The organism is Variovorax sp. PDC80 (genome assembly GCF_900115375.1).
Lineage (GTDB): Bacteria > Pseudomonadota > Gammaproteobacteria > Burkholderiales > Burkholderiaceae_C > Variovorax.
Window position 1 is genome coordinate 453,394 of the sequence record NZ_FOWG01000003.1, and the last position, 17,651, is coordinate 471,044.

Sequence of the window (17,651 nt, forward strand, 5' to 3'; positions counted from 1 at the left end):
CCCGGCGGCGCCTACTTCGCGAGTTCGCTCACCAGCCGGTAGAGGAACTCGCGCCCGTCGTAGAGCCGCTGGATCTCGATGCGTTCGTCCAGCCCGTGGGCGCGCGCATCCGAGGGCTCGAGGAACATGCCGGTCACGCCGTACATCGGAATGCCGGCATTGCGCAGGAAGCGGCTGTCGGTGGCGCCCGTGCTCATCGCGGGAATCACCGGCACGCCCGGCCACATCTGCTCGGTCAGCCGCTCCACCGTCTTCACCAGGTCGCCCTGCAGCGGCGACGCCGGGCTGCGCAGCGGCTTGCCGAGGTTGCGCACCACGATCTTGTCGTTGCCCACGGCCTGGGTCAGCAAACGCTCGACCTCGTCCGGATCGTCGTGCGGCAGGATGCGGCAGTTGACCGTGGCCTTGGCCGACTGCGGCAGCGCGTTCTCGGCGTGGCCGGCCTGCACCATGGTCGCCACGCAGGTGGTGCGCAGCTGGGCGTTGTAGGCCGGGTTGGCCGTCATGCGCTCGAGCACGCCGGCGTCGGGGTTGCCGGTGCCGATGGCGCGCATGTCCTCGGCCAGCTGGCCGGTGGCGAAGGGCGCGCTGCGCGCGAAATAGGTCTTCGTGACGTCGGCGAGCTTGATCGGGAAGGCGTAGTTGCCGAGCCGCTCCAGGCCGGCCGACAGCGCGTAGATCGGGTTGTTCTTCGTCGGCACCGAGCTGTGGCCGCCGACGTCGCGCGCCTCGAGCATGTAGGTGGTGTACATCTTCTCGGCCACCTGCAGCCGGTGCAGGTTCGGCTTGCCGTTGCGCAGTTCGCCGCCGCCGCCCTCGTTGATGCCGAACTCGGCCTGCAGCAGCTCGGGCTTGTTGTTGATGAGCCAGAAGGCGCCGTTGCTCAGCGCATCGCCACGTTCCTCGTCCGCGGTCAGCGCGAGGATGATGTCGCGGCTGGGCTTGAAGCCCTCCTGCTTCAGTTGGCCGAGCACGGACACCAGCGCCGAGGCCATCGCCTTGTCGTCGATGGAACCGCGTGCCGTGAAGTAGCCGCCCGACTCCTGCAGCTTGAACGGGTCGGTCTTCCAGTCTTCGCGCCGGGCCTCGACCACGTCGATGTGGGCCAGCAGCAGCAACGGCTTCTTCGAGCCATCGCCCTTGAAGCGCATCACGAGGTTGCCCTTCTTGGGGAAGGGTTCGAAGATCTGGATATCGCCGGGTGCGAAGCCCGATTCGACCAGGCGCTTTTCCATCGCGCGCGCGGCCTGCGTGTTGTCGCCCACCGAGTGGGTGGTGTTGATCTCGATGAGCTCCTTGTAGATCTCGCGGAAGCGCTGCTGCTGCGGCGTGAGCGTCTGGGCCGCCGCCGTGGCGAGGCCGCCGAGCGCGAGGGACAGAGCCAGCGCGCTGCGCAACGTGCGCAGTCGCGAGGTCGCAGGCAAGGCGGCGCCGGGATGGCGGGCGCGGATCTTCTTCAGGCTCATTAGCTCTCTCCGTTGTGGTTGTGGTGTGCGGCCAGCATAGCGACGGCCCCGCGCGAGGGCCATTCAGAAGAAAGGCGCAAGGTGCACACTCGCGGCCATGCAACGCGACTGGGACATCTTCTGCAAGGTCATCGACAACCATGGCGACCTCGGCGTCTGCTGGCGGCTCGCACGCCAGCTCGCCGGCCTCGGCGAACAGGTGCGGCTCTGGGTCGACGACGCCAGCGCGCTGGCCTGGATGGCGCCCGAAGGCTGTGCGGGCGTGCGCGTGATCGACTGGAGCGATCCGGCCGCGGTGAGCGCGGCCGCGGCCGAGCCGGCGCCCCAGGTGCTGATCGAGGCCTTCGGCTGCGACCCGGCGCCCGCGCTGATCGCGCGCTTCGCCGCAGCCTCGGCCGCCGACGGCGCCCCGCGCGCCTGGATCAACCTCGAATACCTCTCGGCCGAACCCTATGTGGAGCGGCTGCATGGCCTGCCCTCGCCGGTCTTCAGGGAACCGGGCGCCGGGCTCACCAAGCGCTTCTTCTATCCAGGCTTCACCCAGGCCACCGGCGGCCTGCTGCGCGAACCGGACCTGGCCCGGCGGCGCGCGACCTTCGATCGCGCTGCCTGGCTCGCGCAACGGCAATTGCCCTGGCGCGAAGGCGAACGCCTGGTGTCGCTGTTCTGCTACGAGCCGCCGGCCCTGGCGGCGCTGCTGGCGCAACTGGCCGATGACGGCACGCCGACCCGGCTGCTGGTGACGCCGGGCCGGGCGACCGAGGCCGTCAAGGCCTGCCTTTCGAGTACGGAATGGCTCGAACGCTCGCCCAGCCATGCGAGTGCGCTATCGATTTCATACCTGCCGCCCCTCGACCAGCCCGATTTCGACCACCTGCTCTGGGCCTGCGACCTGAATTTCGTGCGCGGCGAGGATTCGCTGGTGCGCGCCCTCTGGGCCGGCGCGCCGCTGGTCTGGCAGATCTATGCGCAGGACGACGACGCGCACCACGTGAAGCTGAACGCCTGGCTCGACTGGCTGGAAGCGCCGGCCTCGATGCGGCGCTTCCACCACGCCTGGAACGGCTTCGGCAACGCGACCCTGTCGCTCGCCGACATCGGCGAAGAATGGCGTCTTGCCGTGACCCGAGGGCGCGAGCGCCTGCTCGCGCAGGACGATCTCGTGACCCAACTGCAGCATTTCGTCGCCGGAAAAAGCTAAAATAGCGGGCTTTGCGGATTTCGGCCCGGATCCTGGGAAATTCCTGGGGGTTCGAGATGCACTCCGCTGAACCTGCCGCGGGACATGTACCGCGGGGCTTTTTCCAACCGGCACTCCTGCCCGGATTCTGGAAACCCCGCGCACCGAGCGGCTTACATCCAGAGACCCTGATATGAAAATCGCTCAAGAAATCCGCGCCGGCAACGTCATCATGCACGGCAAGGATCCGATGGTCGTGCTCAAGACCGAATACAGCCGCGGCGGCCGCAACAGCGCCACCGTGCGCATGAAGATGAAGAGCCTGATCGCCAACTTCAACACCGAAGTGGTCTTCAAGGCCGACGACAAGATCGACCAGATCGTGCTCGAGAAGAAGGACTGCACCTACTCCTACTTCGCCGACCCGATGTACGTCTGCATGGATGCCGACTACAACCAGTACGAAGTCGAAGCCGAGAACATGGGCGACGCCCTGAACTACCTCGAAGACGGCATGGCCGTCGAAGTGGTGTTCTACGACGGCAAGGCCATCTCGGTCGAACTGCCGACCAGCGTCGAGCGCGAAATCACCTGGACCGAGCCGGCTGTCAAGGGCGACACCTCGGGCAAGGTCCTGAAGCCCGCCAAGATCGCCACCGGCTTCGAAGTGCCCGTGCCGCTGTTCGTCTCGCAAGGCGACAAGATCGAAATCGACACGCGCACCGGCGAATACCGCAAGCGCGTCTGAGCGCCGCCTTCCCCGGCTGACCACCACCCGCAAGAGGCTCCGCAAGGAGCCTTTTGTCTTTGCGGCCCGTCCGCACGCAACGAATCCCGCGCTGCACAATCCCATCCTTATGACCAACAGCACGCACGACCTTCACGACAAGCGCCTCGCCGATGCCTGGGCCACGCTCCAGTCCCATGCCGACAAGGGGCTGCCGCTCGATCCCGATCCCTCGCGCATCGCCTTCGCCGATCCCGAGTTCCTGCTGCGCCGCGAAACCCGCGGCGTGCGCATGCAGCTCGAGCTGATGAAGCCCGACATCGAGCAGCGCGCCCACGGCATCGAGAACACCATCGTGGTCTTCGGCAGCGCGCGCTTCCGCAGCGAGGAAGAAGCCGCCGCGCTGATCGTCGAGGCCGACAAGGCCGGCGACACCGCCGCGGCCGAGCGCTGGCGCCGGCTGGCGCGCAGTTCGCACTACTACGAGAAGGCGCGCACCTTCGGCAAGCTGGTCGCGCGCCACAGCGAGAACAAGGAGCCGCAGGACAAGCTCTTCATCTGCACCGGCGGCGGCCCCGGCATCATGCAGGCGGCCAACCGCGGCGCGCACGAGGCCGGCGGCCTGTCGGTCGGCCTGGCCATCGCGCTGCCGATGGAGGAAGCGGCCAATCCCTACGTCACGCCAGCGCTGAGCTTCAAGTTCCACTACTTCGCGATCCGCAAGATGCATTTCATGATGCGCGCGAAGGCACTGGTGGCGTTCCCGGGCGGCTTCGGCACGCTCGACGAACTGTTCGAGGTGATCACGCTGGTGCAGACGCGCAAGTCGAAGCCGGTGCCGATCGTGCTGTTCGGCTCGGACTACTGGAAGCGCCTGATCGACTTCGACTTCCTGGTCGACGAAGGCGTGATCTCGCCCGGCGACGTCAAGCTCTTCGAGTACGTGGATGCGCCCGAAGACGCGTGGGAAGCGATCAAGCGCTTCTACAAGCTCTGATCCGAGCGGGCGCGGGCCGCGCCTCGACTAGGCGGCCTCGTCGTCGCCATCGTCGTCATCGGGCCGCAGCGCGTGCTCGAAGAAGCGCGTGAGCGCCTTGGCGCGCCGGCGCCGCTCGGGCCCCGGCCCGGTCGCGAGGCCCATGGCCACGGCATCGTCGGCCACGCCGTGCAGCGCATTGAACAGGATCACGGCCGTGAGGGTCGGGTCCTCGACCTCCCACACGCCCGCCGCGTCGCCATGCTTGAGCAGGCCGACCAGCTGCGTGATGACCGCGTTGTCGTTGCGCATGCGCCGGTCCTCGGGCCGGTACTCGTGGAACACCACGTCGTGCAGCGCGACGTTGTCGAGGTAGGTCTCGAGCCCCGTCTCGACCCAGGCCTTGATGCGGCCATTGTGGTCCTCGGGACGATGACGGTCCATTGCCTCCTGCAGCCGCGCGCAGAAACTGTCGACGAAGCGCTGCTGCAGCGCGCCGAGCAGCGCCTCCTTCGACGGGAAGTACAGATAGAAGGTGCCCTTGGCCACCTGCGCGCCGGCCGCGATGTCGTCGATGCTGGTGGTGGCGATGCCCTTCTCGATGAACAGCCGCTCGGCCGCGTCCATCAGCGCCGCGGCGCGGGTTTCGGGCGCCTTGACGCGGCGGCGCGGTTCGGACGCCTCCGAAGGCGGTGACGGGTCCGCCGCATCGGGCGTGGAAGAAGTGATGGTGCGGCGCCCCGTCGTCATTCGGTTCCCTCAGGTTGTGGCTGCGGCGGCACGTGCCGCCGCGATGGCCGCGTTCACCGCGGCCGCGTCGAGCGCCAGGCCGCGCGGCGCCAGCACGCGCTCGCCGAGCCAGGCGATGGCCTCGTCGGTGCGCGCGAAGGTGTCGGCCGGCACGCCGAAGAGCTTCTCGACATTCATCTTGCGGATTTTCTCGTATTGATCGGGCGGCACCACGCTGGCCATGCCCATCATATGGCGCCGGATGTCGGCGCCGCGCGCCTGCAGCCACTGCTTCGCGCTCTGCGCGCTGCCCTCGGGATGCACCAGCGCGTCGGCGTCGGCGAACACGCGCAGCGAGGCAAAAGGCTCGCCACGGTCGAGCCAGCGGTTCCAGTCCTCGGTGAAGACCTGCATGTCCTCGAGGGTCTGCAACCCCGAAGACACGCTGATGACCAGCGGCCACTGGCCGAGTTCGTGATGGATCATGGACAACTCCTTGATGACGGTCCGGGAACGAAGAACGGGAAGGCGACGCGCGGACAGGCGCAGCGGCACGCGCGCGGCGGGCATTGGAGAGACGCTCCTCAGGCGCGGGCCGGCACCGCGGCGGTGCGCGGCCTGACGCCGAGCAGCAGCCCGGCCGCCAGCAGGCCGGCCAGCCCGGCACAGGCCACGGCCGCATGGAAGCCGCCGGCCAGCGCACCCGACACCAGGCCATGGGCCAGCGAAGGATCGAGCGCGCCCAGCGCGGCGGTGTCGTGCCGCGCCACGGCGGCCACCGCCATCTCCTGCGCGCGCGCCGCCGGCAGGCCGCTGCGCTCGAGTGCCGCCGCCAGCAGCGCGGTGGCGCGGCCGCTCATCAAGGTGCCGAGCAGTGCGATGCCGATCAGCATGCCGGCCTGGCGCAGCGCATTCATCGTGGCCGAGGCCATGCCCGAGCGCTGCGCCGGCACCGAGGCGATCACCGCCGTGCTGGTGGCCGGCACCGCGAGCCCCGTGCCGGCGCCGAGCACCACGAACAGCAGCGCGAGCACCACGTAGGGCGTGTCGGCCGCCAGCAGCGTCATCGCGAGCATCGCGGTGCCGATCAGGCCGTAGCCCGCCACCATCAGCGCGTGGACGCCATGGCGCCGCGACAGCCGGCCGAACTGCGAGGACACGATGCCGGTCGCGACGAACTGCGGCACCATGCGCCAGCCGGTGTCGGTGGCCGACCAGCCCTGCACCTGCTGCAGGAACAGCGAGAAGAAGAACAGGCTCGCATAGGCCGAGAAGCCCAGCACGAAGGACGCGAAGTTGGTGACCGAGAAGCGCGCGTCGCGAAACAGGCCCAGCGGCAGCAGCGGCCGCTGCACGCGCGCCTCCACCGCCAGGAACAGCACCAGCCCGAGCGCGGCCAGCGCCAGCGATACCGTGGTGCGCCCCGACAGCCAGCCGTGCTCGCCGGCTGCGATCAGCCCGAAGGTCAGCGCCCCGAGCCACAGCACGCTGAGCACCTGCCCCGCCGGATCGAGCGCCGCATGCTCGGGATGCGAGGTCTCGCGGATGCCCCAGAGCCCCAGGCCCACGGTCAGCAGGCCGATCGGCAGGTTGATCAGGAAGATGCTCTGCCAGCCCGTGTGGTCCACCAGCAGGCCGCCGAGCATCGGCCCGAGGATCAGCGAGATCGCGGTGAACGAGGACCAGCCGCCGATCACGCGCGCGCGGCTCGCCGGCTCGGGAAAGGCATGGGCCAGGATCGACAGCGCGCCCGGGATCAGCAGCGCGCCCGCGATGCCCTGCACCGCGCGGCCGGCCAGCAGCGTGCTCAGGGTGCCGGCCATGGCGCACATCGCCGAGCCGACGGTGAACACCACCACGCCGGCCAGCCAGGCGCGCTTGCGGCCGTAACGGTCGCCGAGCGGACCGGCCGAGAGCATGAAGGCCGACAGACACAGCGCGTAGATGTCGATCACCCACTGCAGGCCCGCGAGGTCGGTGGCGAGCGCGCGCTGCAGGGTGGGCAGCGCGACGTTGACGATGCTCACGTCGAGCGTGGCGATGAAGCTGCCGAGATAGACCGCGGCGACGAGCGCGAGCCGGCGGCGCGGATCGTCGATCGCCGCCCGGGATGGGGAGTCCATGGGACCGCCTTCGGGATTCGTTGAAGAGGCGGCGATACTGACTTCAAGTCACTATCTTGTCAATCAGATGAGAATTAATCTTATTTGGATCAGGGTCTCCCGGAAGGCGGCAGTGGCTTCCGCGCCGTTCAATGCCCCTCCTCCCTCACCTTCAAGCCCCAGGTGGCGCGCGCACCGAGCGCCACCACCCCGCCCACGACCCAGAACACGCCGCCGATGCCGATCAGCGCACCCAGCGAGCCGAACAGCATCGGCATCGCCACGCTCGAGGCATTGATGGTCATCAGCCGCAGCCCCAGCGCCTCGCCGTGGCGGCTGTGCGGCGTGATCTGGTGCAGCATGCTCATCACCATCGGCTGCACCGCGCCGAGCGCGAAGCCCAGCACCACCGAGCACACGCCCATGCTCAGGGCCGAGGGCAGCAACGGGTAGACCAGGAAGACGCCGACCGTGACCAGGGTCGAGACGAAGATCACGCTGCGCTCGGAAGCGCGCGAGGCGATCGCCGGCAGCACGATGCGGATCACGGCCGCCGCGATCGCGAAGGCGCCGAGGATCGAGCCGATCACCGAGGCGCTGATGCCGCGCTCGTGCCCCAGCACCGGCAGCACGAAGGCATGCACGTCCCAGCTCGAGGACTGCAGCCAGTTCACGAACAACAGGCGGCGGAACATCGGTTCGCGCAGCAGGTCCCAGGCGCGCGTGGGCACGGCCCCGGGCAGCGGCGGCGTGGGCGGCGGCTCGTGCGCCCCGCGCGCCATCAGCCAGCACAGGATCGGCAGCAGCGCCATGGCGGCGAAGCAGACGCGAAAGGCCAGCATGTCGGCCGCCGCGCGGCCCGCGTGGTCGATCAGCAGGCCGGCCAGGAACGGGCCGACGAAGTTCGCCACCGCGGGCGCGATCGCGAGCCAGCTGAACACCCGCTTGAGCTCGGTCGGCGTGGTGGCCGAGCGGCCCACGTGGCGCTGCAGCGCGATCACGGTCGCGCCGGTGGCGCCACCGGTCAGCAGCGCCGCCACGCACATGGCCGGAAAGACCGGGAACGCCCAGACCAGCCCCGCGCCCAGCGAGGCCGCGATCACCGACAGCAGCAGCGGCCGCTTGAAACCGTGGCGGTCGGCGAAGCGCCCGGCCGGCAGCGCGAGGAAGACCTGGGTCAGCGCGAACAGCGCGATCAGCACGCCGACGGCCGCCGCGCTGTAGCCCTGCTGCAGCGCCAGCAGCGGCGTGGCCAGCCGCATGCCGGCCATGGTGGCGTGGAGGCAGACCTGCGCGCCGATGACGCGCAGTAGTTCGCTGCCCTTCACGGCTTGCCGCCGGTGTCGGGATCGGCGTCGATGCCTTCGGCGCCCGCGGCCAGCGGCGGCAACAGCGCCTGCGCCTGGCCCTCGGGCAGCGCCTCGACCTTGCGCAGCGCCAGGCGCATCTGCCTGGCGCGCGTATCGGCCTTGTCGAGCGTGTCAGAGGCTTTCGCCACCTGTTCCTTCACACGCTCGACCCACTCGCCGTAGCGCTCGAACTCGGTCTTGACCGCGCCCAGCACCTTCCAGACCTCGGAGGCCTGGCGCTCGAGCGCCAGCGTGCGAAAGCCCATGTGCAGGCTGTTGAGCATCGCGAGCAAGGTGGTCGGGCCGGCCAGGGTCACGCGGTGCTGGCGCTGGATCGCGTCCATCAGGCCCGGACGCCGCAGCACCTCGGCGTAGAGGCTCTCGACCGGCAGGAAGAGGATCGCGAAATCGGTGGTGTGCGGCGCCGCGAGGTAGCTCTCGGCGATGGACTTGGCCTCGGCGCGGATGCGCGCCTCGAGCGCCTTGGCGGCGAGCTCGGCCGCCACCGCGTCGGCCTGCTCGTGGGCTTCGATCAGGCGCTCGTAGTCGTCGCGCGGAAACTTGGCGTCGATCGGCAGCCAGACCGGCGCGCCCTCGTCGCCACGGCCCGGGAAGCGGATCGCGAAGTCCACCCGCTGCCCGCTGCGCGGCTTGGTCTCGACCTGCCGCGCGTACTGCTCGGGCGTGAGCACCTGCTCGAGCAGCGCCTCGAGCTGCACCTCGCCGAAGATGCCGCGCGTCTTCACGTTGGTCAGCACGCGCTGCAGGCTGCCGACACCAACGGCCAGCGTCTGCATCTCGCCCAGCCCCTTGTGCACCTGCTCGAGCCGCTCGGCCACCTGCCGGAAGCTCTCGCCGAGGCGCGCCTCGAGCGTGCTCTGCAGCTTCTCGTCGACGGTCTTGCGCATCTCGTCGAGCTTGGCGGCATTGCCCTGCTGCAGTTGCGTGAGCTGGCTTTCCATCGTGGCGCGCACCTCGGCGAGACGGCGCGCATTCGATTCCGACAGGCCCTGCAGCTGCGACGCCAGCGTGTCGGCCAGCGTCTTCTGCAGCGCGGCGAGCTGCAGCGCGAAGGCATCGAGCTGGGCGTTCTGCGTGCGCGTGGCCTCCGCGCCCTGCATCACCAGCGACTGCTGGAAGGTGGCGAAGGCCTGCGCGGTTTCCTGCCGCGCGCCGCGCGAACTCTCCGCGATCTCGCGGCGCAGTTCGCGCTCGGTGCGCTCGTTGGCGGCGAGCAGTTCGCCATGATCGGGCGGCGGCGCCCGGCGGGCCAGCAGCCAGACGAGGAGCACGAGCTGGATGACGGCCACGACCGCCAGGGCCAGAAGAATCAAGTCGGTGAGTTCCAAGGGGATCGCGGGGCGCTTTCTATTCTTTTTTGTTCGGCGGAGATGGCTTACCTGGCGGCCACCGGCGTGACCGGCGTCAGCGGGCCCTTGCCCGTGAAGAAGGCGATCAGGTTGTCGGCCGCGAGCCCGGCCATGGCCTTGCGCGTGGGCACCGTGGCGCTCGCGATGTGCGGCGTGAGCACGACGTTGGGCACGGTCAGCAGGTCGGGATGGACCTTGGGCTCGCCCTCGAACACGTCGAGCCCCGCGGCGGCGATGCGCTTCTCGCGCAGCGCCACGGCCAGCGCCGCGTCGTCGACGATGCCGCCGCGCGCGATGTTCACCAGCGTGGCGGTGGGCTTCATCAGCGCGAGTTCGGCCGCGCCGATGGTGTGGTGCGAGGCGGCCGAGTACGGCACCACCAGCACCACGTGGTCGGAGGTCTTGAGCAGATCTTCCTTGCTCGCGTAGGTGGCCTTGCACTCGGCCTCGAGCGCGGCGTCGAGCCGCGAGCGGTTGTGATAGATCACCTTCATGCCGAAGCCGTGCGCGCCGCGCTTGGCGATGCCCTGCCCGATGCGGCCCATGCCGATGATGCCCAGCGTGGCGCCGTGGATGTCGGAGCCCGCGAACATGTCGAAGCTCCACTTCTGCCACTTGCCGGCGCGCAGGAAATGCTCGCTCTCGGCGATGCGGCGCGCGGTGGCCATCAGCAGCGCGAAGCCGAAGTCGGCGGTGGTCTCGGTCAGCACGTCGGGCGCGTTGGTGCCGACCACGCCGCGCGCGGCCATCGCGTCGACGTCGAAGTTGTTGTAGCCCACGGCCATGTTGGCGCAGATCTTCAGGTCGGGGCAGGCGTCGAGCAGCGCCGCGTCGATGCGCTCGCTGCCGGTGGTGAAGGCGCCCTGCTTGCCCTGCAACTTCGCGGCGAGCTGCTCCCTGGTCCAGCTCTCGTCGGACTGGTTCGACTCGATCTCGAAATGCTGCGCCAGGCGCTCGAGGGTCTCGGGGAAGATCGCGCGGGCGACCAGGATCTTGGGCTTGCTCATGGGCTTTGTCTCGCTAGCGGAAGAAAAGGAAGGTGGAGAGGACGAACAGCGGCAGCAGGATGGCCATCGACCAGGCCATGTAGCCGAAGAAGCTCGGCATGCGCACGCCGCGGCTCTCGGCGATGGCCTTGACCATCAGGTTGGGCGCATTGCCGATGTAGGTATTGGCGCCCATGAAGACCGCGCCGGCCGAGATGGCCGCGAGCGTGGTCGCGTAGGTGGTCATTAGCACCGCGGGATCGCCGCCCGCGGTGTTGAAGAACACCAGGTAGGTCGGCGCGTTGTCGAGGAAGGAACTGAGCGCGCCCGTGGCCCAGAAGTACATCGCGGGGTCGGGCTGGCCGTCGGGCCGCGTGACCGCCGAGACGACCGCGCCGAACGGCCCCTGCGTGCCGGCCTTGAGCATCGCGATCACCGGGATGATGGTCAGGAAAATCCCCGCGAACAGCTTGGCCACCTCGGCCATCGGACCCCATTCGAACTGGTTGGCCTGGTGCACCGACTTCGCCGTGATCTTGAGCGAGACCAGCGTGATGGCGATCAGCCCGGCATCGCGCAACAGGCCCGGCAGGCCGACCTCGGTGCCGGCCACGTCGAAGTGCACGCCGGACTTCCAGAAGCCGCTCATGAGCACCAGCGCCACCACGCCCGCGAGCAGCCAGAAGTTGGCGGCGCCGTCGAAGCCGATGCCGCGCGTGTCGGGCGTGGGGTCGACCGGCAGGATGCCTTCCTTGCGGTAGTAGTGGCGGTCGATCAGATAGAACAGGACCAGCAGCACGCCGAGCACGAACATCGTGTCGGGCAGGATGTTGCGCGCGGTCCAGAAGAAGTCCACGCCCTTGAGGAAGCCGAGGAACAGCGGCGGATCGCCCAGCGGCGTGAGCGAGCCGCCCACGTTCGAGACGATGAAGATGAAGAACACGACCACGTGCACCCGGTGCACGCGGTTGTCGTTGGCGCGGATCAGCGGGCGGATCAGCAGCATCGAGGCGCCCGTGGTGCCCATGAAGCTCGCGAGCACCGCGCCGATCGCGAGGATGGCGGTGTTGAGGCCCGGTGCCCCGTGCAGGTTACCGCGGATATGGATGCCGCCGGCCACCGTGAACAGCGTGGTCAGCAGCACGATGAACGGGATGTACTCGGCCACCAGCGCATGCATGAGCTGCGTGCCCGCGAGCGCCGGGCCGTGCAGCGCCGCGAAGGGCAGCAGGAAGGCCAGCGCCCAGGCCGCCGAGACTTTGCCGTAGTGGTGGTGCCAGAAGGACGGCGCCAGCAGCGGCATCAGCGCGATCGAGAGCAGGATGCCCGCGAACGGCACGCCCCACAGCGGCGACAGCGAGCCGCCGTCGAAATCCGCGGCCAAGGCCGGCCCGGCAACGAGCAGCGGCACCAGGGCCGCCACGAGACGCATCGATTTTTTCATGGGGCCGTACCGTAACAGAGCCAGGCCCCGCGGCGGCCCGCGTGAACCCGCATCAGGCGGCAGGCTGCTCGATCTCGAACACCTGGCGCAGGTAGGCCAGGTATTTCTCGTCCTCGCACATGTTCTTCGACGGGGTGTCCGAGAGCTTGGCCACCGGCTGGTCGTTGCAGCGGATCATCTTGATCACGATCTGCAGCGGCTCGTAGCCCAGGTCGTTGGTGAGGTTGGTGCCGATGCCGAAGGCCAGTTGGCAGCGGCCACGGAACTGCTGGTAGAGCTCGATGGTGCGTGGCACCGTGAGGCCGTCGCTGAAGATCAGCGTCTTGGTGCGCGGGTCGACGCGGTTCGCGAGGTAGTGCGCGATCATGCGCTCGCCCCACTGGAACGGATCGCCGCTGTCGTGGCGCGCGCCGTCGAACAGCTTGCAGAAGTACAGGTCGAAGTCGCGCAGGAAGGCGCTCATGCCGTAGACGTCGGACAGCGCGATGCCCAGGTCGCCGCGGTATTCGCGCGCCCAGCTCTCGAAGCCGAAGATCTGGCTGTCGCGCAGCCGCGGGCCCAGCGCCTGGCAGGCCTGCAGGTACTCGTGCGCCATGGTGCCCAGCGGGATCAGCCCGAGCTTCATCGCGTAGAGCACGTTGCTGGTGCCCGCGAGCTGCGGCAGCCGGCCGCCGGGCTGCGAGCTCGAGGGCGGCGAGGTCACCGCGCCGAGCCGCGCGTTGAGGGTGCGCAGCACCTCCTCGTGCCAGTCCTTCGAGAAGCGGCGGCGCGTGCCGTAGTCGGCGATCTTGAGGTCGCCGAGGCCGGCCTCCTGCAGCTGCGCGATCTTGATCTCGAGCCGGCGGCGGCCCTCGTCGAGGTCGGGGCGCTTCTGCGTGTTGCGGAAGTAGACCTCGTTGACGATCGCCAGCACCGGGATCTCGAACAGGATGGTGTGCAGCCACGGCCCCTGGATGCGGATCTCGAGCTCGCCCGAGGGCTGGGGAATGATGTTGATGTACTTCTCGTTGAGCCGGAACAGCCCGAGGAAGTCGATGAAGTCGCTCTTGATGAAGCGCATCGAGCGCAGGTAGGCCAGTTCGGCATCGCGGAACTGCAGCGAACAGAGGCTGCGCACCTCCTCGCGGATCTGGCTGGCGAACTGCGCGAGGTCGACGCCGGGGTTGCGGCACTTGAAGCGGTACTCGACGCGTGCCCCCGGGAAGTGATGCAGCACGACCTGCATCATGGTGAACTTGTAGAGGTCGGTGTCGAGCAGGCTGTGAATGATCATGGTGCGGCGCGCGTTGTCTCTCTGTCGTCCCGGCCCGAAGTTTTTCGGGCGCCGCTCGATTATCACGGCCCCCGTCGGCCTGTGCCTACGGACCCTGCACTGCACGTCCTACCGCTGGGGTGAATGCACCTGTAGACAGTGTTTTTCACGGCGGCGAAATGGCCCGCCGAATCAACCTCTCAAGGAGATTCGCATGAACAAGGACACCATCGAAGGCAACTGGAAGCAGCTCAAGGGCAAGGTCAAGGAGCAATGGGGCAAGCTGACCGACGACGACTTCGACGTCATCGCCGGCAAGCGCGACCAGCTGCTGGGCCGCATCCAGGAACGCCACGGCATCAGCCGCGACGAGGCCGAGAAGCAGGTCAAGGACTGGGAATCGCGCGACGGCCGCACGCCCGACGCGCTCTGGTTCGAACGCTACTGAGGTCCTGACTTCCGCTTTCCCTCATCCATCGACTAGGAGAACTCCAAAATGAAAAAACACCTGCTCATGCTCGCGCTCGCCTCCACCTGCTTCGTCGCCACCCAGGCCGGCGCCCAGATGAACAAGGACGAGCACAAGGTCGCCAAGGAAAAGATCGAGGCCGACTACAAGGTCGCCAAGACCCAGTGCGACACGCTGAAGGACAACGCCAAGGACGTCTGCCAGAAGGAAGCCAAGGGCAAGGAGAACGTCGCCAAGGCCGAACTCGAACAGCAGTTCAAGCCCAGCGACAGCAACGCCCGCAAGGTGGCCGAGGAAAAGGTGAAGGCCACCTATGAAGTCGCGAAGGAAAAGTGCGACGACCAGACCGGCGATGCCAAGTCCGCCTGCGTGAAGCAGGCCAAGGCCGACGAGGACAAGGGCAAGGCCGACATCAAGGCGATGGCCAAGAAGTAAGCCGCGTCTCTTACCTCGCAACGACAACGGCGCCTCGAGGGGCGCCGTTTCTCTTGGGGCTCAGGCCCGCAGCGAATCGACCACGCGCTGCAGCGCCTCGGGCAACGGCACCGGCCGCTGGGTCGTGCGGTCGACATAGACATGCACGAAATGCCCCTGGGCCGCCGCCGTGTCGGCACCCTGCGCGAACAGGCCGACCTCGTAGCGCACGCTGGAACGGCCGGCCTGCGCCACGCGGATGCCGGCCTCGACGGTCTGCGGGAAGGCCAGCGGCGCGAAGTAGTTGCACTGCGTCTCGACCACGAAGCCGATGGTCGAGCCCTGGTGAATGTCGAGGGCGCCGCGCTCGATCAGCAGCGCGTTCACGGCCGTGTCGAACCAGCTGTAGTAGACGACGTTGTTGACGTGGCCGTACATGTCGTTGTCCATCCAGCGCGTGGGAATGCTGCGGAAGACGGGGTAGCTGGCGCGCGGTTGCGGCACGGGCTTGGGGCTGGGAGAGGCAGGCGTCGTCATCGCGCGAGATTCTGCCAGCGGGCTTCGCCGGCTCCAGGCGACTGCGCGACACCCGCGGCCGCCATCGCGTTTCAAGGCCGGCCGGCCCGGTTTAGAAAGCCGCTTCTAAATTGCTGCAAAGCAACAAAAACCCCTTGCCCGGAGATTTCAGCTGCCTATACTTGAGGCCATGCTGCACCGCAACAAAGACGACGAGGCGCAGCGCAACGTGAATAGACCAACCATCATCCCTTTCGGAGATTCCAAATGGCCCTGACCGCTGACCAGATCCTCGCCGCCCAAAAAGCCAACCTCGAAACCCTGTTCGGCCTGACCACCAAGGCATTCGAAGGCGTCGAGAAGCTCGTCGAACTCAACGTGACCGCCTCCAAGGCCGCCCTGTCCGAAGCCGCCACCACCGCCCAGGCCGCCCTGAGCGTGAAGGACGCGCAGGAACTGCTGACGCTGCAAGCCAGCCTGTTCCAGCCCCTGGCCGAGAAGACCGCCGCCTACAGCCGTCACCTGTACGAAATCGCCCAAGGCACCGGCGCCGAATTCACCAAGGCCTTCGAATCGAAGGCCAGCGAAGCCCAGCAAGCCTTCGTCGGCCTGGTCGACAGCGCTTCGAAGAACGCTCCCGCCGGTTCGGAAACCGCCGTCGCCGTGCTGAAGAGCGCCGTCGCCGCCGCCAACAACGCTTTCGAATCGGTGCAAAAGGCCGTCAAGCAAGCGTCGGACGTCGCCGAAGCCAACTTCAACGCCGTGTCCACGCAAGCCGTCGCCGCTGCCAAGACCGCGACCGCTTCGTCGCGCAAGCGCTAAGCCGCCGACCACCACCAGTTGTCTCCTTGGGTCCTCACGGATCCAATTCAGGGCCTCGTCTTCGGACGGGGCCTTTTTTTATGCGCGCGCCGAAACCGCGGCGCGCCGGGCCGTCTTCGATAATGCAAGGCTTTTCTTCCTCAGGAGACTCCTACATGCAGATCGACGGCAAGGTTTTCATCGTGACCGGTGGCGCTTCGGGCCTCGGCGAAGGCGCGGCACGCATGCTGGCCGGCAACGGCGCCAAGGTCGTCATTGCCGACATGCAGGCCGACAAGGGCGAAGCCGTCGCGCGCGACATCGGCGGCGTGTTCGTGAAGTGCGACGTGAGCCAGGAAGCCGACGGCCAGGCCGCGGTGGCGGCCGCGCTGCAGCTCGGCAAGCTGGTCGGCCTGATCAACTGCGCCGGCATCGCGCCGGCCGAGAAGACCGTGGGCAAGAACGGCCCGCACGCGCTGGCGGTGTTCAGCAAGACCGTCACGGTCAACCTGATCGGCAGCTTCAACATGATCCGGCTGGCTGCCGACGCCATGAGCAAGAACGAGCCCGAAGCCACGGGCGAGCGCGGCGTGTTGATCTCGACCGCCTCGGTCGCGGCCTACGACGGCCAGATCGGCCAGGCCGCCTACAGCGCCTCGAAGGGCGGCGTGGTCGGCATGACGCTGCCGATCGCGCGCGACCTGGCGCGCAACGGCATCCGCAACATGACGATCGCCCCCGGCATCTTCGGCACGCCCATGCTGTTCGGCATGCCGCAGGAGGTGCAGGACGCGCTCGCCGCCAGCGTGCCCTTCCCCTCGCGCCTGGGGACCCCGGCCGACTACGCGAAGCTGGCCAAGCACATCATCGAGAACGACATGCTCAACGGCGAGGTGATTCGGCTGGACGGAGCGATTCGACTCCCGCCCCGCTGAGCGGCGCACGCGGCGGCTTGGCGCTGCCGGTGCGGTCCAGGCGCTCGTAGTTCGCGATCACCTGGGCGCCCAGCAGCACCAGCGTGGCCGCGATCTCCAGGCTCAGCAGCACCACGATCGCCGTGGTCAGCGAGCCGTAGACCACGTTCACCTGCGACAGCGTCGAGAAGTACCAGATCAGGATCCGCCGCGTGGCCTCCCACAGCAGCGCGGCCGTGATGCCACCCAGCAGCGCGTGGCGCAGCGACATGCGCCCGGCCGGCATCACGAGGTAGAGCGAGGTCAGCATGAAGATCTCGCCGCCCAGCCCCAGCAGGTACAGCAGCAGCCCCGACACGCCCGACAGCGACCAGCTGCGCCCGAGCAGGTCGACGCTCTCCTGCCCCACGAGCTGCAGCGCGCCCGACACCAGCGTGACCAGCAGCAGCCCCACGCACAGGCACAGGATGTAGACGTAGGGCATGGCCACCGACACCAGGAAATGGCGTTTGTGATCGGCCTTGCGGTGGTGGAAGATCACCGCCATCGCGCTCTCGAGCACACTGAAAGCCAGCGAACTGAAGAACACCATCGTCACCAGCAGCACCGGCCCGAGCACGTCGCGGTGGTCCAGGAAGCTCGAGAGTTCGGCCACGATGGCCTTCGACTGCCCCGGCAGCAGCCATTCGAGGTAGCGGCCGATGGTGCGCAGCAGCTCGGCCTGGTCGATCACGTGCGACAGCGCGATCACGCTGACGATCAAGAGCGGCACGATCGACAGCAGCGCGTAATAGGCCACGGCACCGGCCAGCAGCAGCCCCTGGTTGGCGCGGAACTCCTTCAGGGCGTCCCAGCCGAAGCGAAGCGGGTGGCGCAGCAGCGGGGCGGCGTGTTTCAGCGGATTGATCGTCGTCATGCGGGCGGGGTGGTCGGTCGCCGCCAGTATGCCGTCGGGT

At 68.2% G+C, this 17,651-nt stretch carries 18 protein-coding genes; 7 read left to right on the forward strand and 11 right to left on the reverse strand.

Annotation, left to right across the window (positions count from 1 at the left end; translation table 11 throughout):
* Positions 1-11: 11 nt before the first annotated feature.
* Positions 12-1,466: a M20/M25/M40 family metallo-hydrolase gene (locus BM109_RS12020; RefSeq protein ID WP_093343042.1), complete on the reverse strand. Its 1,455-nt coding sequence runs from the start codon at positions 1,464-1,466 to the stop codon at positions 12-14.
* Between the two features lie 97 nt (positions 1,467-1,563).
* Between BM109_RS12020 and earP the strand changes: the two genes are divergently transcribed.
* The 3 genes from earP to BM109_RS12035 all read left to right on the forward strand — a co-directional run bounded on the left by earP (position 1,564) and on the right by BM109_RS12035 (position 4,370).
* Entirely contained in the window at positions 1,564-2,667 is a 1,104-nt protein-coding gene (gene earP / locus BM109_RS12025; protein ID WP_093343044.1) for an elongation factor P maturation arginine rhamnosyltransferase EarP, read from the forward strand.
* A gap of 172 nt (positions 2,668-2,839) precedes the next feature.
* Positions 2,840-3,394 (forward strand): elongation factor P, encoded by a 555-nt coding sequence (gene efp, locus BM109_RS12030; protein WP_007830687.1) that lies wholly within the window; start codon positions 2,840-2,842, stop codon positions 3,392-3,394.
* Between the two features lie 109 nt (positions 3,395-3,503).
* A complete protein-coding gene (locus tag BM109_RS12035; RefSeq protein ID WP_093343045.1) occupies positions 3,504-4,370 on the forward strand; it encodes an LOG family protein in 867 nt (288 codons plus the stop codon).
* 27 nt (positions 4,371-4,397) lie between these two features.
* Here BM109_RS12035 and BM109_RS12040 read toward each other — a convergent pair whose 3' ends face one another.
* The 8 genes from BM109_RS12040 to pncB all read right to left on the reverse strand — a co-directional run bounded on the left by BM109_RS12040 (position 4,398) and on the right by pncB (position 13,602).
* Positions 4,398-5,099: a TetR/AcrR family transcriptional regulator gene (locus tag BM109_RS12040; RefSeq protein WP_093343047.1), complete on the reverse strand. Its 702-nt coding sequence runs from the start codon at positions 5,097-5,099 to the stop codon at positions 4,398-4,400.
* 9 nt (positions 5,100-5,108) lie between these two features.
* Complete coding sequence (locus BM109_RS12045; RefSeq protein WP_093343048.1) at positions 5,109-5,564, reverse strand: hypothetical protein; 456 nt, start codon at positions 5,562-5,564, stop codon at positions 5,109-5,111.
* Positions 5,565-5,662: 98 nt separating this feature from the next.
* Complete coding sequence (locus BM109_RS12050) at positions 5,663-7,201, reverse strand: MFS transporter (RefSeq protein ID WP_093343050.1); 1,539 nt, start codon at positions 7,199-7,201, stop codon at positions 5,663-5,665.
* Between the two features lie 128 nt (positions 7,202-7,329).
* Entirely contained in the window at positions 7,330-8,508 is a 1,179-nt protein-coding gene (locus tag BM109_RS12055) for an MFS transporter (RefSeq protein ID WP_093343051.1), read from the reverse strand.
* On the reverse strand, positions 8,505-9,878 hold the full coding sequence (locus BM109_RS12060) for a DNA recombination protein RmuC (protein WP_093343052.1): 1,374 nt from the start codon (positions 9,876-9,878) through the stop codon (positions 8,505-8,507). The genes BM109_RS12055 and BM109_RS12060 overlap by 4 nt, the downstream gene beginning before the upstream one ends.
* Positions 9,879-9,925: 47 nt before the next feature.
* Positions 9,926-10,906, reverse strand: coding sequence for a 2-hydroxyacid dehydrogenase (locus BM109_RS12065; RefSeq protein ID WP_093343053.1), 981 nt, complete (start codon positions 10,904-10,906; stop codon positions 9,926-9,928).
* 13 nt (positions 10,907-10,919) lie between these two features.
* Positions 10,920-12,329, reverse strand: coding sequence for a sodium:proton antiporter (locus BM109_RS12070; protein WP_093343055.1), 1,410 nt, complete (start codon positions 12,327-12,329; stop codon positions 10,920-10,922).
* Positions 12,330-12,381: 52 nt separating this feature from the next.
* Positions 12,382-13,602, reverse strand: a complete 1,221-nt coding sequence (pncB, locus tag BM109_RS12075; RefSeq protein WP_093343057.1) for a nicotinate phosphoribosyltransferase — start codon at positions 13,600-13,602, stop codon at positions 12,382-12,384.
* Between the two features lie 193 nt (positions 13,603-13,795).
* Between pncB and BM109_RS12080 the strand changes: the two genes are divergently transcribed.
* Together BM109_RS12080 and BM109_RS12085 are read left to right on the forward strand one after the other, a co-directional pair.
* Positions 13,796-14,029 carry a CsbD family protein gene (locus BM109_RS12080; protein ID WP_057590415.1) on the forward strand — a complete coding sequence of 78 codons (234 nt, stop codon included), beginning with the start codon at positions 13,796-13,798 and terminating at the stop codon, positions 14,027-14,029.
* Between the two features lie 48 nt (positions 14,030-14,077).
* Positions 14,078-14,485 (forward strand): hypothetical protein, encoded by a 408-nt coding sequence (locus tag BM109_RS12085; RefSeq protein WP_057590416.1) that lies wholly within the window; start codon positions 14,078-14,080, stop codon positions 14,483-14,485.
* Between the two features lie 60 nt (positions 14,486-14,545).
* Here BM109_RS12085 and BM109_RS12090 read toward each other — a convergent pair whose 3' ends face one another.
* On the reverse strand, positions 14,546-15,001 hold the full coding sequence (locus BM109_RS12090; protein WP_093343058.1) for an acyl-CoA thioesterase: 456 nt from the start codon (positions 14,999-15,001) through the stop codon (positions 14,546-14,548).
* 246 nt (positions 15,002-15,247) lie between these two features.
* Between BM109_RS12090 and BM109_RS12095 the strand changes: the two genes are divergently transcribed.
* Together BM109_RS12095 and BM109_RS12100 are read left to right on the forward strand one after the other, a co-directional pair.
* Complete coding sequence (locus tag BM109_RS12095) at positions 15,248-15,802, forward strand: phasin family protein (RefSeq protein WP_057590418.1); 555 nt, start codon at positions 15,248-15,250, stop codon at positions 15,800-15,802.
* Positions 15,803-15,957: 155 nt separating this feature from the next.
* Positions 15,958-16,716, forward strand: a complete 759-nt coding sequence (locus tag BM109_RS12100) for a 3-hydroxyacyl-CoA dehydrogenase (RefSeq protein WP_057590419.1) — start codon at positions 15,958-15,960, stop codon at positions 16,714-16,716.
* On the opposite strand, the gene BM109_RS12105 is transcribed toward BM109_RS12100, so the two are convergent.
* A complete protein-coding gene (locus BM109_RS12105) occupies positions 16,664-17,611 on the reverse strand; it encodes a YihY/virulence factor BrkB family protein (RefSeq protein ID WP_093343060.1) in 948 nt (315 codons plus the stop codon). The genes BM109_RS12100 and BM109_RS12105 overlap by 53 nt on opposite strands.
* Positions 17,612-17,651: the final 40 nt, after the last annotated feature.